This is a genomic window from Brevibacillus sp. FSL K6-0770, from assembly GCF_038000275.1.
Classification (GTDB): domain Bacteria; phylum Bacillota; class Bacilli; order Brevibacillales; family Brevibacillaceae; genus Brevibacillus; species Brevibacillus parabrevis.
On the sequence record NZ_JBBOBQ010000001.1, the window covers coordinates 1,993,114 to 2,005,468 of the forward strand.

The window sequence follows — 12,355 nt, forward strand, 5'->3', positions numbered from 1 at the left end:
CAGAGAATCCTAGAGCTTGCACGAAAAAAATGGTACGATCATAAGATAGCATCCCTTTCAACTGGAGAGGGCAAATAGAAAAGTACAGGTGAAGACCATGCAAATTATTTCAGTAGAAAACCTCTCCAAAAGCTACGGAGACAAAATTTTGTTTGATCATATTTCCTTCCATATCGCAGAGCAGCAACGGATCGGGCTGATCGGAGTCAACGGTACAGGAAAGTCTTCGCTGTTGCGCATCATGGCGGGACAAGATACGCCAGACAGCGGAAAAATCATTCACGCCAACCATTTTCACGTCGAATACTTGCCGCAAAACCCAAGCTTTGATGAGGAATCAACCGTATTGGAGCAAGTGTTCTACGGAGAGTCTCCGCTGATTCAACTGCTGCGTGAGTACGAAATCGCGCTGGAAGCCGTTCAGGCAGATCCCCAGGACGAGAAAAAGCAGGCGCGCCTGTTCGCTGTACAAGGGCGGATGGACGCAGCAGATGCGTGGGAGAGCAATACGCAGGCCAAGACGATTTTGACGAAGCTCGGGCTGCACAACTTTTCGCAAAAAGTCAAAGAGCTGTCCGGGGGCCAACGCAAGCGGGTAGCCATGGCGCGGGCGCTGATTCAGCCAGCCGATTTGCTGATTTTGGACGAGCCGACGAACCATATCGACAATGAGACGGTAGAGTGGCTGGAGGAATTTTTGTCCCGCTACAAGGGCGCTTTGCTGCTCGTCACGCACGATCGCTACTTCCTCGACCGGGTGACGAACCGCACGTTTGAGCTGGATCGCGGCAAGCTGTACAGCTACGAAGGCAACTACGCCACGTTTTTGGAGAAAAAAGCCGAGCGGGAAGAAAATGAGGCAGCAGCAGAAGACAAGCGGCAAAATTTGTTGCGCCGCGAGCTGGCCTGGCTGCGCAGAGGGGCCAAAGCGCGGACGACCAAGCAAAAAGCGCGTGTCCAGCGGGCAGAGGAGCTGCGCGACCGGACCGTGGAAGGCCCGACAGCCAAGCTGGAGATGGCGCTTGGTGCAAGCAGGTTGGGCAAAAAGGTCATCGAGATCGAGCACGTGCAAAAAGGATACGGCGACCGCAGTCTTATCAACGACTTCAGCTATATCGTCCTGCCAGGTGATCGCGTGGGGATCATCGGGCCAAACGGCAGCGGCAAGTCGACGCTGTTGAACATGCTGGCCGGACGAATCCAGCCTGACAGCGGGACGATCGATATCGGGACGACGGTGAAAATCGCCTACTACACGCAGGATAGCGTGGAGATGAACGAGAAGCTGCGCGTGATCGAGTATGTGAAGGAAGCGGCAGAAGTAATCACGACGAGCAACGGCGAGGCGATTACCGCTTCGCAAATGCTGGAGCGTTTCCTCTTTTCCCCAGCCATGCAGTGGACGCCGATTGCCAAGCTGTCTGGCGGCGAGCGGCGCAGGCTGTACTTGCTCCGCACGTTGATGGGCGAGCCGAACGTGCTGTTTTTGGATGAGCCGACCAACGATCTCGATATCCAGACGCTCAGCATTTTGGAAGATTATTTGGAGCAGTTCCCTGGCGCGGTCATCACGGTTTCCCATGACCGCTACTTCCTTGATCGCACGGTCGACCACCTGTTTGCTTTTGAAGGAGACGGACAAATTCGCCATTTTATCGGCAATTACTCCGAGTATCTGGAAGAAAAGCGAGTGGAGGACACCGCAGCAGCAACAGCTTCCGTGGGGCAGCAGCCATCCGTCGAGAAGCAGGCGAGCAGTCAGGCGACGCGCGGCAACAACCGCACGAAAAAGCTTTCGTACAAGGATCAGAAGGATTGGGATACGATCGAAGGCAAAATTGCAGCTCTTGAAGAACGGATCGCGACGCTCAAAAAAGAAATTGCCGGAGCGGGCAGCGACTACGGCAAGGTAGAAAAGCTGTTTGCGGAAGAACAGCAAGTGACTGCCGATCTGGAAGCGGCAGTAGAGCGCTGGGCGGAGTTGTCTGCCCTGATCGAAGAGTTGGAGCAAGGGAAGTAATTGGCAGGGTGCCAATCTCTGTTTGTCTAGCCAGTTATTGAGGCTGGGAAAGCAACGCCGATCTCCTGTAGACTAGAGAGGATTACTAGAGTAGAGGAGTCGCTGTCGTTGCCTGCCTATAAGCTGGACCCGGAATGGGTGATGTCTTACCTCGTATTGCAAGAAGAAAGGCTCGCTTGTGAAGTCCATCCGAAGGACAAAGAAGCGATCATGAACAAAATCAGGGAAATGACGCTTTCGATTATGTACAAGCAAGCCAGAAGATTTCTCGTATACTTGGAGACGAATGACCAAAAAACGGTCGATGAAACGGATAAGCACCTCATGTAAAAAAGACCCGCCTTTTCGAAAATGAAGAGGCGGGTCTTTGCCTGTGCACGCGGCCATTTATTGCAGGCGGATTCGGACAGGTGTGCCGATGGGAACGATTTTGGCCAGTTCGTTGACATCCTGATTGTACATGCGAATGCAGCCGTGCGAGACGTAGTGCCCGATCGAGGATGGGTTGTTTGTGCCGTGTATGCCGTAATGAGGTTTGCTCAGCCCCAGCCAGTATGTTCCGAAAACGCTGAGCGGTCCTCCCGGGTACGAGTCGGGATAAGGAACCTTGTTGATGATCGTAAAATCGCCACGAGGTGTTTCCGTCGCGATCTTGCCGAGCGCAACCGGATAGGAGCGGATCAACGTATTGCCGTCGTACAAATCGAGCTTTAGCCTTCTGATCGAGATGCGAATGTTGTATGCAGGCATTCCCTCACCTCCCTTTGGCAGCCGCCCTCGACAACGTTGCTACTATCGTATGTGAGATGGCGGGAGAGGTACGCGGGTTTCTTTTTAGCGGAAGGAAGAAAAGGTATCAGGGTAGCGCAAGCCGTCGCGGTAGAACAAGGTGCGCACCCAGGCGTACAGACGCAACGGAATGGACGGGAAGACAATCGCCAGCTTCCCTTCTTCCAAAATGGGCAGGTCGAGCGGAGACTGAATCTCGTAAGGAACGCCCTCCTGATCGAGCAGTGCCTTGTAATGGTGTGCTTCGCTCCAGCTCACCGGGTAATAGAATGATTTTTCCATCGCATCCAACACCTTTCCGGTTTTCACTGCTCCCATTATATGCAACCCATTTGGGGTAAAAAAAGAAACGAGCGCGTAGATCAAGGAAAATAGGCTTTCTCTGTGGCCAAAATGTGCCGCGAGCGAAATTACGGCATGATTTTCAAAACAATTCAGTGTAAAGTGAAAGTATCCAGAAAATGGAGGGACGCTTTGTATGGCGCAGACACATTTGCACTTTAACATGCACATCGGAAAAAAGAAGCCGGAGAGCGTAATCAATCGGGAAACAGCGTGTCCTTTTTGTGATCGCGGCAGTTTGACTGACGTCCTGGAGCAGCGAGGTTCCATGATCTGGCTGATGAACAAATTTCCCGTCCTGCAAGACACGCATCAGACAGTGTTGATTGAATCAGAGGAGTGCAACGGCGACTGGTCGACGTATTCCCGGGAGCATGTGCACGCTTTGCTCTCCTTTGGCGTCGAGAAATGGCTGGAGATGGAGAGAAGCGGTTCTTTTCGCTCGGTTTTGTTTTTCAAAAACCACGGCCCGTATTCCGGCGGGAGCATTCGCCATCCGCACATGCAGATTGTCGGCCTGACTGGCTACGACTATCGCTCGCAAGTGAAGGACAGCGACTTTATGGGCATTACGATCGACAAGGAAGCAGGGGTTTCCTGCACGCTCTCCACGCATCCGCGAGCGGGCTTTTTTGAATACAATGTCATTTTGGAGGACTTGGATCGGCTGCCCAAAATGGCCGAATACTTGCAAATATTGGCGCACTGGATTTTGCATCACGTCAATCCGCGCAACCAGAGCTACAACTTTTTCTTTTATCAATGGAAAGAAAAGCTGATTGCGAAAGCCATCCCGCGCTTTGTGACGTCGCCCCTGTACGTCGGCTACACGATTCCGCAAGTGGCAAACAACCTGGATGAAATGATCGAAGAAATGAGAAGGCATTATTTTTAACGAAAAAGGAGCGAGGCTTTTGACATACGAGATCGTAGCGAAACAAACATTGACCGCAGAGGAATTGGCGCAAATTAACGAATTGGTTCGATTATGCAACGAACATGACGGGATTGATCTGAAAATCAACCCGGACATGCTGCGAAACCGCTCAGGCAAACATACAGAAGATTTTCTCTGCTACGCGGACGGCAAACTGGTCGGATTCCTCGGCTTGTACGTTTTCCACAGGAAAGAGGCAGAAGCGAGCGGGATGGTACACCCTGACTATCGCCGAAAAGGAATTTTTTCCAGTTTGCAGCGAGCTGCCGAAGAAGCGTGCAAACAACGGGAAATTCCTTCGCTCCTCTTTATCGTCCAGCACAACTCGCAGTCCGGAGCAGCGTACATGCAGCAAATCGGCGCGACGTACGAACATTCGGAGCACTGGATGGACTTGGGCGAGGGCGGGCGTCAGACCTGTAACGACACGTTGCGAATCCGCCCGGAAACGGCTGACGATTACGAGACGCTGATTCAACTCAATGTGCACGGTTTTCAAATGGAAGAACAACAGGTGCGAGAGATGGCCGAGATGATGGCAAGCGATCTCAACTCCCGTACATACTTGGTGATTGTAGAAGAGGAAGCGGTCGGCAAAATCAGTGTGAGCCGCAAAGATGCGAAGGCGTTCATTTACGGATTTTGCGTCCATCCCGACCATCAAGGCAAAGGCTACGGCCGTCAGGCGTTGGCGCAAACGATTCGGCTGATCGAAGAGGAAGGCTACAAGCACGTCTCTCTGGAAGTCGCCTGTGAGAACAGCAAGGCGCTGGGGCTGTACGAATCTTGCGGCTTCGTCGTGAAGTCTGCCAACGATTACTACAGGCTGAATTTGTAGCAGGCAAACTGCTTTTGCTTGCACCTGCGGATTGGCAAACGCAGGAGCTTCCGTGCTACCATAGGGGAGAGGTAGCATTGCGGAAAAAGGAGTGACGAAAGATGAAACTGTTGTCGATCGAACCGACGCCGAGTCCGAACGTGATGAAGCTGAACGTGGACGAGACTCTGCCAGGCGGCGTGCAACATGTTTATACAAAGGCGGAAGCAGCGAAAGCGCCGGAACTGATGCAGGAGCTGCTCGCCATTGACGGAGTGACGTCGATTTTTCACACGGCGGACTTCCTGGCGTTGGAGCGCAAGTCGAATGCAGACTGGCAGCGCATTTTGACAGAAGCGCGGGAGATTTTGCAGGCAGGAAAAGGAACGGCAATTCCTGTCGTCTCCGCTGAGCAGGCGGGAGCCTACGGCGAGGCGCAAGTATTCGTCCAGATGTTTCGCGGCGTGCCGATGCAAGTGAAAGTAACGATGGGAACGGAGCAAATTCGCGCAGCTCTGCCTGAGCGATTCGGACAGGCTGCTGTACAGGCTGGATCTGCTTCGCCGAACTTGATCATGGAGCGAAAATGGGTGGAGCATGGCGTGCGTTACGGCGATTTGCGCGAAATTGGCGAAGAAGTAGCGCAAGAGGTCGATGCGACTTACCCGCCAAGCCGCGTGGAGGAAATCGTCCAGCAGGCGATGCTGCTTGGTCCTGGGGAAGCGCCGCAAGAAGTGGAGCGCGAGAAAAAAGTCGTCACGCTTGAGATGCTGGACGACCCGGATTGGCGAAACCGCTATGAAGCGCTGGATCGGATGGAGCCGACAGAGGAAGACTTGCCTGTCCTGGAAAAAGCGCTCCGCGATCCCAAGCCTTCCATTCGCAGGCTGGCTGTCGTCTACCTCGGCATGGTGGGCGGCGATAATGTGTTCCCGTTGTTGTTCGAGGCGCTGCGGGACGACTCCGTCTCCGTGAGAAGGACGGCTGGCGACACGCTGTCCGATTTGGGCGATGTCCGGGCGATTGGGCCGATGTGTGAGGCGCTCAAGGATCGGAACAAGCTGGTGCGCTGGCGTGCCGCTCGCTATTTGTTTGAAGTAGGCGACGAGACAGCCCTGGAAGCCCTGCACGCTGCCCAGAACGATCCTGAGTTCGAAGTCAGCTTGCAGGTGCAAATGGCTGTACAGCGGATCGAACGGGGAGAAGCTGCCAGCGGTACAGTTTGGCAGCAGATGACAAGACGCAACGACTAATCGCTCTATCGCGGCTTCCGATTCGGGGAAGCCGCGATAGAGTTTTTTGCTTGCAAGCTACACGCCGCCGTACATGGCGCATGCCTGCCCGGTTTGAGCCGCCCATGCCTGGTTGCCGTAGTCAAAATGCCACCATTCGTCTGGGTAATTGGTGAATCCTACGCCTGTCATCACCGCATACAGCAAGCGGCGGTTGGCCTGCGCTTGTCTGTCGGACTCGTCAGTGAGTTCGTTGCTTTCAAAATAGCGCGTACAGGCGCGCGGTGAAAAGTCATCAAAAGCGGTTCCCATCTCCAGCCAGCCGTCTGGCCCGGCAATCGTCAGGTCAATGGCCCCTCCGGTCAGGTGACGCGGCGGTTTTGCCGGATCGTGCGTGGGGCGGGCCACAAAGCGGTGCAGCTCCGTGTACAATTCCTCGCCTTCGACGAAGCCTTGGGCGAGAAGCTGCGCTTTGAAACGATCGTACAAGGCTTGCTGCACCCGGATCGGGCGGTATCCGTCCAGCACGACGAAGCGAAGAGTGGGCGGGAGCAGCTTCGCGGCTTGCAAAAGCTTGTCTGCGACCCCTTTTCTGATCAGGCAATCCGCCGTGGCTCCGTCCAATTCCTGGATGTGGTAGGCCGGATATACCTCGAACTGTGGGGCATACTGCTTGAGAGAAATGAGCGGATCGTTGTTTTCACAGATGGCAGGAAGCGTGTCTGCCTCTTTTTGCGCCGGAGGAATCGGGGTATTCCAGTCCATGTGGCAACCACCTTTTGCGTTTTTCTTCATCATAGCACAGCCGATCTAGGTAAAAAATGGTATCAGACAGTATAAAAATAGACACAGTTCAATAATAGTTGACTTCCACCTTATCCATCCCTTATTCTATTGTAGGGTTTAGCTCATGAATCAACATCGCTAGTGCGTAGGGGAGATTGTGTATGACAACCAATCACTATGACGTTGTTATTGTAGGTGCCGGACTGGCTGGTCTTTCCAGTGCCGCCTACCTGTCGTCTAAAGGTAAAAAAGTTTTAGTTTTGGAGCGCGGACAATTGGGTGGACGTGCCGTTACATTGAAGATCAAAGGCTTTAACTTCAACTTCGGTGCTCACGCCATTTATGCTCGCGACAGCTCTGTATTGAGAACGTTTGAAAAAGAACTCGGACTCAACATTGACTGGCAAGATTTCAATCCGACAAAAGCGAAGTACGATATCGGAAGCGATCTGACTGCGGTTCCTTCCAACGTGCAAGGACTTTTCCAAACAAAGCTGCTCAAAGGGATGGACAAGGTGTTGTTCACGTTTGAAATCCTGAAAACGATGCTCAAAGTGGAAAAAGGCCATCCGCACATGTCGATCCAAAAGTGGATGGAAAAAAAGCATGTCAGCGAAGAAGTGCAAGATATGATGCTGACACTCGCCTCCTCCAACTTCTTTACCCGTGAACCGGAAAAAATTCCGTCGGATGTGTTCTTCACGTACTACAGCCGTTTGTTCACCACGAACAAGCCTGTAGCTTATATCGGTGGCGGCTGGCAAGCTCTGATCGACGAATTTGTTCGCGTGATCGAAGCAAACCAGGGAACCATCATGCTCAAGAACAAAGTAGAAAAGTTCCTCGTAGAGAACGATCGCGTGGTTGGAGTGGTGACGCCGGAGGGCGAGTTTACGGCTGATGAGTTCGTCTGCTGTATTCCGCCGAAAGAGTTGGCAAAAGTATTCGCAGAAACGCGTCTGGAGCACGCAGTGGCCCAGCATGCGGAATACGAGCCGACAGTCGTCATGGTATACGACATTGGTTTGAAAGAGCGCATTGACGTGCCGTTCTCCTACATCTACGACAAGCAGAACAATATTTTTATCACCGACATCTCTTACTACGACCGCACTTGTGTGCCGGAGGGCGGACAGCTGTTGCAGGCGACTGCGTACATGCGTCAGGCCGACGTCGGCAACAAGGAAGCGGCAGATATCCGCAAGCAAGAGATCGAGAACCTGTACGACAAGCACTTCCCGGGCTGGCGCGAGCAATTGGTTGTTCCGCGTGTTTCCGCCCGCGCAGTGGTACAGGAGATCAAATGGACGATGAATCAAAAGCCAATGCCGACCTTCTTCCCGGACTACCGCAACCTGTTCTTTGCAGGAGACTGGTGTGAAGGGCAAGGCCAGTTGTCCGAGCTGTCCTTCTCCAGCGCATGGCAAGTGTCCAACCTGATTTTGGAAAAAGATAAGTAAAAGTAAGCGGGTCATTCCTTTTTGTTGCGAGAGGAAAGACCCGTTTTTTCGCGTGGGCGCAGAAAAGCCCGCCAGACGAAGCGGGCGGGCAGTGGCAAGCTACGCTTTTGGACCGTACGCGTCATACAAAAGACTGCCGATGCGGGCCATGACAGCAGCTGCATCTTTTTGCGCAAGACCTTTGTTGAGCAGGGAGACGCTGATCGCGTGCGGACCTGTGTAGAAAATTCCGACATCATGCGTGATTTTGGTAACCGAGCCTGTCTTGTTGGCGAACTCCCATTTGGGAACCATGCCGATGATCTCGCCATCCGGATCGGGCAAGAGGAACGGAAAACGGTCGCGATGCTGTTGCTGCTTCAAGATCGCAATCATTTTCAGACAGCTGTCGTAGGAGATGACTTTGCCAGTCGCCAAATAGCGGAGGTGGCTGCCGATATCTGCTGCTGTAATCTCGTTGTAGCCTTCCAGTTCGGCGGGCACGACCATCAGTTTGTTGTAAAAGGAGCTGTTTTCCATGCCTGTCTTGCGCATGGCGTTGCGGATGCTGTCTGTCCCGACGAGATCGATCATCATGTTCGTGGCTGTGTTGTCACTCTGGATGATCATCAAGGTGACGAGATCGTACACGGTGAACTCGGTTCCGGGTGTCATGTGCTGAAGAACGCCTGCCCCGCCGACGAGATCTTCCTGGCGCAGCTTGATTTTGTCTTCGAGAGCGAGCTTTCCGGCATACGCTTCCGCGAACACGGCTGTCATGATCGGCACCTTGATGACGCTTGCCGCATAAAACCGTTCGTTCTCGTTGATCGCGAGCTTTTCGTTTGTCTGTAAATCTTCCAGATAGACTCCCCACTCACCGCCAGCAGCTTCCAAAAGTTCTGAAACAGGGGTAAACAGACTGGATAGCATCAAACCCATCTCCTTTTTATTCGTGTAGACAAAATTTTCTCAAGATAATATTATTTAGTCATGCTCCTAACAATCAAGAAGAATTATTCCAAAGACGGGGGTTTTGTTGTGAAAAAGTTGAAGAATCTATCATTTTGCGCCGTTTTGCTGACCAGCTTGGTGTTTGCTGGCTGTGGAACGCCGCAAGCCGGCACGCCAGAGAAAGCGCCAGGTGCGCAAGAGGAGCAGAAAAGCGCGCCGCAAACAATGCAGGTCAACCTGAACACAGGTGAGCCGAACACGATCGACCCTGGACTGGCAGAAGATATCCCTTCGATGTCTGTTGCCCGTGCAGCATTTGATGGCCTCCTGCGCCTGAATGCAAAAGGCGAGCTGAAAGAGGCGGTCGCCGAGAAGTACGAAGTTTCCGCTGATGGCTTGACCTACACGTTCCATCTGCGCGATTCCAAATGGTCCAACGGCGATCCCGTTACGGCCCACGATTTTGAATACGCCTGGAAACGGGTGCTCGATCCCGAGACAGCGTCCGGCTATGCGTATCAGCTGTACTATTTGAAAAACGGGGAAGCGTTCAACGCCAAGAAGGCGAAAGCGGACGATGTCGGCGTGAAGGCGACCGATGACAAAACATTGGTCGTGACACTGGAAAATCCGGCTCCATTCTTCCCTGAGCTGGTGGCGTCCGTCACTTATTTCCCAGTCAATAAAAAGGCGGTCGAAGCCGGCAAGGATTGGGCTGCGAAGCCAGAAACGTACATCGGCAACGGCCCGTTTGTCCTGAAAAAATGGGAGCACAAATCGCTGATCGAGTTTGCGAAGAACGACTCCTACTGGGATAAAGACGCTGTGCAACTGTCTACTTTGACGATCAACATGATTGAAGATGCGAATACCGAGCTGTCCATGTTCGAAAAAGGCGATCTGGACTGGGCTGGCTCTCCGCTCGGCGACTTGCCGCTCGATGCGCTGGACTCGCTGAAAAATTCCGGGAAAATGCAGTCCCAGGCGACAGCAGGCACGTACTGGTACATTTTCAACACGACGCAAAAGCCGTTCGACAACAAAAAAATTCGCCAGGCGTTCGCAACTGCTGTCAACCGCAAGGAAATCTCGGAAAACGTAGTGCCGTTCAAGAGCACGCCAGCGCTGGGAATCCTCCCGCCAACCATGGCGCTCAATCCGGATGGCTACATCAAGGATGGCGACGTGGAAACAGCGAAAAAGCTGCTGGCCGAAGGAATGAAGGAAGCAGGCTTGACCCAGTTGCCTGAGTTGACGATCGCCTACAATACGACAGAAGTGAACCAGCGTATTGCCACTGTGATCCAGGATCAGTGGAGAAAAGCGTTTGGCATCGAAGTCAAGCTGGTGAACAAAGAGAACAAAGTCCACCGCGAGCAAATGAAAGAAGGCAACTTCACGATCGGCCGCGCCAGCTGGATCGGCGACTTTAACGATCCGATCAACTTCCTGGAAGTATTCAAGGGCGGCTTGAACACATCGAAATGGGAGAACAAAGAGTTCCTCGACCTGCTTGCCCAGTCTGCCAAGGAAGGCGATCTGGCAAAGCGCAAAGAAATTTTGCAAAAGGCGGACGCCATCGTCATGGATGAAATGCCTGCATTGCCGATCTACTATTTCACCTATGCGTGGGTGAAGCAAGACAGCGTAAAAGACGTCGTCGTGGACGCTCTCGGGTTCATCGACTTCAAGTACGCTTCAAACGTCAAATAAACCAAGGTAGCGATAAGGGAGTGACTTTGCGTGCGTCCGATTATTGGTGTCGCGTGTACGAAAATGTATTTCCCGAATAACAATCTGGATCAATTTTTTTACGTCGGCTCAGGCTATGTGGACGGAGTGGCCCGCGCAGGCGGGATACCGCTTATCCTGCCGCTTTTGACGGTACAGGAAGCGCCGTTTCGGGAAATGGTCGAGTCGCTCGACGGCCTGATTTTGACGGGCGGAGATGATCCTGCCCCTCACTTGTACGGGGAGGAACCGCTGCAAGGGCTGGGCGATATCGAATACGAGCGGGACTTGGCCGAGCTTGCGGTAATCAAGCTGGCGCTGGAGCTGAAAAAGCCGATTTTGGGCATTTGCCGCGGAATGCAGATTTTGAATGTAGCGTGTGGCGGCACGCTCATCCAGGATATTCCGAGCCAGGTTCCGGGAGCCTTCCAGCACGCGCAAAAAGGCTCGCGCCAGTACGGCGCACACAAAGTCACGCTGCAACCGGGATTTTTGGCGGACGCTCTCGGACAACAAGAAGTGTTGGTCAATACGTCCCACCATCAGGCAGTCAAGGACGTAGCGCCAGGCTTCCAGATGACAGGATGCGCGGCTGACGGAGTGATTGAAGCGATTGAGAGTCAAAACGGGCTGTACATCGGTGTGCAATGGCATCCCGAGCGGATGTGGTCGCACGATAGCCAGATGTTTAAAATCGCCCAGGCATTTATTGCCCGGGTAAAACAGCAAAAGCTGCAAGCCAACTAAACGAAAAGCCGTTCTGCACTTGCGCAGGGCGGCTTTTTGCAATCGCAAAACGATTTTCGATGTATACTGGGCTTAGAGGTGAGTGAAATGTTGCCAATTGGAGCAAAAGCCCCTTTCTTTTCCGCCAAAAGCACAAAAGGCCCGGTCGATTTGCGCGACTATGTAGGCAAGCAAACGATCGTGCTGGTCTTTTACCCGGGAGATGATACCCCGGTATGCACGAAGCAACTGTGCGCCCTTCAGGACAACTACGGCACATTGCAGCAGAAAAATACGGTCGTGTTTGGCATCAATCCGGGTGAACTGGACAAAAAGCAGGCGTTTGCAACGAAATTTCAGTATGAATTTCCTTTGATCGTCGATGAAGGCCAAAAAATTCGCGAGGCATATGATGTAGGAAAAATCCTCGGGTTGTTTTTCCAGCAGCGAATCGTCTATATCATCGGCAAAGACGGGACGATCGTCTACGCGAAAAAAGGCAATCCTCCCGTATCCGAGCTGCTTCGGGTCATGGAAGCGCAAGAGCAATAACGGGCGAACGGCGGTTGGGGAGATATCCGC

The 12,355-nt window shown here is 53.0% G+C and carries 13 protein-coding genes; 9 read left to right on the forward strand and 4 right to left on the reverse strand.

Going from position 1 to position 12,355, the window contains the following annotated elements; all coding sequences use genetic code 11:
• Nucleotides 1-97 precede the first annotated feature (97 nt).
• Both NST23_RS09690 and NST23_RS09695 read left to right on the forward strand, forming a co-directional pair.
• Nucleotides 98-2,020 (forward strand): ABC-F family ATP-binding cassette domain-containing protein, encoded by a 1,923-nt coding sequence (locus NST23_RS09690; protein ID WP_173598598.1) that lies wholly within the window; start codon nucleotides 98-100, stop codon nucleotides 2,018-2,020.
• Nucleotides 2,021-2,128: 108 nt separating this feature from the next.
• On the forward strand, nucleotides 2,129-2,350 hold the full coding sequence (locus tag NST23_RS09695) for a hypothetical protein (RefSeq protein ID WP_122964150.1): 222 nt from the start codon (nucleotides 2,129-2,131) through the stop codon (nucleotides 2,348-2,350).
• A 57-nt stretch (nucleotides 2,351-2,407) separates the two neighbouring features.
• Here NST23_RS09695 and NST23_RS09700 read toward each other — a convergent pair whose 3' ends face one another.
• Both NST23_RS09700 and NST23_RS09705 read right to left on the reverse strand, forming a co-directional pair.
• On the reverse strand, nucleotides 2,408-2,770 hold the full coding sequence (locus NST23_RS09700) for a L,D-transpeptidase (RefSeq protein ID WP_173598597.1): 363 nt from the start codon (nucleotides 2,768-2,770) through the stop codon (nucleotides 2,408-2,410).
• Nucleotides 2,771-2,854: 84 nt separating this feature from the next.
• A complete protein-coding gene (locus NST23_RS09705) occupies nucleotides 2,855-3,091 on the reverse strand; it encodes a hypothetical protein (protein ID WP_122904675.1) in 237 nt (78 codons plus the stop codon).
• A 196-nt stretch (nucleotides 3,092-3,287) separates the two neighbouring features.
• On the opposite strand from NST23_RS09705, the gene NST23_RS09710 reads away from it, so the two are divergent.
• The 3 genes from NST23_RS09710 to NST23_RS09720 all read left to right on the forward strand — a co-directional run bounded on the left by NST23_RS09710 (nucleotide 3,288) and on the right by NST23_RS09720 (nucleotide 6,158).
• A complete protein-coding gene (locus NST23_RS09710) occupies nucleotides 3,288-4,046 on the forward strand; it encodes a DUF4931 domain-containing protein (protein WP_063231335.1) in 759 nt (252 codons plus the stop codon).
• A 19-nt stretch (nucleotides 4,047-4,065) separates the two neighbouring features.
• On the forward strand, nucleotides 4,066-4,926 hold the full coding sequence (locus NST23_RS09715) for a GNAT family N-acetyltransferase (RefSeq protein ID WP_173597432.1): 861 nt from the start codon (nucleotides 4,066-4,068) through the stop codon (nucleotides 4,924-4,926).
• A 101-nt stretch (nucleotides 4,927-5,027) separates the two neighbouring features.
• The gene (locus NST23_RS09720; RefSeq protein WP_173597431.1) at nucleotides 5,028-6,158 is read left to right on the forward strand and encodes a virulence factor; all 1,131 of its coding nucleotides are present in this window, start codon (nucleotides 5,028-5,030) and stop codon (nucleotides 6,156-6,158) included.
• Nucleotides 6,159-6,215: 57 nt separating this feature from the next.
• Here the strand turns inward: NST23_RS09720 and NST23_RS09725 are convergent, their stop codons facing one another.
• Entirely contained in the window at nucleotides 6,216-6,902 is a 687-nt protein-coding gene (locus NST23_RS09725) for a M15 family metallopeptidase (RefSeq protein ID WP_173598596.1), read from the reverse strand.
• 182 nt (nucleotides 6,903-7,084) lie between these two features.
• On the opposite strand from NST23_RS09725, the gene NST23_RS09730 reads away from it, so the two are divergent.
• On the forward strand, nucleotides 7,085-8,383 hold the full coding sequence (locus tag NST23_RS09730; protein WP_122964145.1) for a phytoene desaturase family protein: 1,299 nt from the start codon (nucleotides 7,085-7,087) through the stop codon (nucleotides 8,381-8,383).
• A 99-nt stretch (nucleotides 8,384-8,482) separates the two neighbouring features.
• On the opposite strand, the gene NST23_RS09735 is transcribed toward NST23_RS09730, so the two are convergent.
• Nucleotides 8,483-9,295, reverse strand: coding sequence for a serine hydrolase (locus NST23_RS09735; RefSeq protein ID WP_122964144.1), 813 nt, complete (start codon nucleotides 9,293-9,295; stop codon nucleotides 8,483-8,485).
• A 108-nt stretch (nucleotides 9,296-9,403) separates the two neighbouring features.
• On the opposite strand from NST23_RS09735, the gene NST23_RS09740 reads away from it, so the two are divergent.
• The 3 genes from NST23_RS09740 to NST23_RS09750 all read left to right on the forward strand — a co-directional run bounded on the left by NST23_RS09740 (nucleotide 9,404) and on the right by NST23_RS09750 (nucleotide 12,325).
• Nucleotides 9,404-11,029, forward strand: coding sequence for a peptide ABC transporter substrate-binding protein (locus NST23_RS09740; protein ID WP_122964143.1), 1,626 nt, complete (start codon nucleotides 9,404-9,406; stop codon nucleotides 11,027-11,029).
• Between the two features lie 30 nt (nucleotides 11,030-11,059).
• Nucleotides 11,060-11,794, forward strand: coding sequence for a gamma-glutamyl-gamma-aminobutyrate hydrolase family protein (locus NST23_RS09745; RefSeq protein ID WP_122964142.1), 735 nt, complete (start codon nucleotides 11,060-11,062; stop codon nucleotides 11,792-11,794).
• Nucleotides 11,795-11,881: 87 nt separating this feature from the next.
• Nucleotides 11,882-12,325: a peroxiredoxin gene (locus NST23_RS09750; protein WP_122964141.1), complete on the forward strand. Its 444-nt coding sequence runs from the start codon at nucleotides 11,882-11,884 to the stop codon at nucleotides 12,323-12,325.
• The last annotated feature ends 30 nt before the right edge of the window (nucleotides 12,326-12,355 follow it).

Bases quoted from the DNA above. Each gene is read 5' to 3' on its own strand.
- NST23_RS09690 (WP_173598598.1), top strand. From the start codon at position 98: ATGCAAATTATTTCAGTAGAAAACCTCTCCAAAAGCTACGGAGACAAA.
- NST23_RS09700 (WP_173598597.1), bottom strand. From the start codon at position 2,770: ATGCCTGCATACAACATTCGCATCTCGATCAGAAGGCTAAAGCTCGAT.
- NST23_RS09705 (WP_122904675.1), bottom strand. From the start codon at position 3,091: ATGGAAAAATCATTCTATTACCCGGTGAGCTGGAGCGAAGCACACCAT.
- NST23_RS09710 (WP_063231335.1), top strand. From the start codon at position 3,288: ATGGCGCAGACACATTTGCACTTTAACATGCACATCGGAAAAAAGAAG.
- NST23_RS09720 (WP_173597431.1), top strand. From the start codon at position 5,028: ATGAAACTGTTGTCGATCGAACCGACGCCGAGTCCGAACGTGATGAAG.
- NST23_RS09725 (WP_173598596.1), bottom strand. From the start codon at position 6,902: ATGGACTGGAATACCCCGATTCCTCCGGCGCAAAAAGAGGCAGACACG.
- NST23_RS09730 (WP_122964145.1), top strand. From the start codon at position 7,085: ATGACAACCAATCACTATGACGTTGTTATTGTAGGTGCCGGACTGGCT.
- NST23_RS09735 (WP_122964144.1), bottom strand. From the start codon at position 9,295: ATGCTATCCAGTCTGTTTACCCCTGTTTCAGAACTTTTGGAAGCTGCT.
- NST23_RS09750 (WP_122964141.1), top strand. From the start codon at position 11,882: ATGTTGCCAATTGGAGCAAAAGCCCCTTTCTTTTCCGCCAAAAGCACA.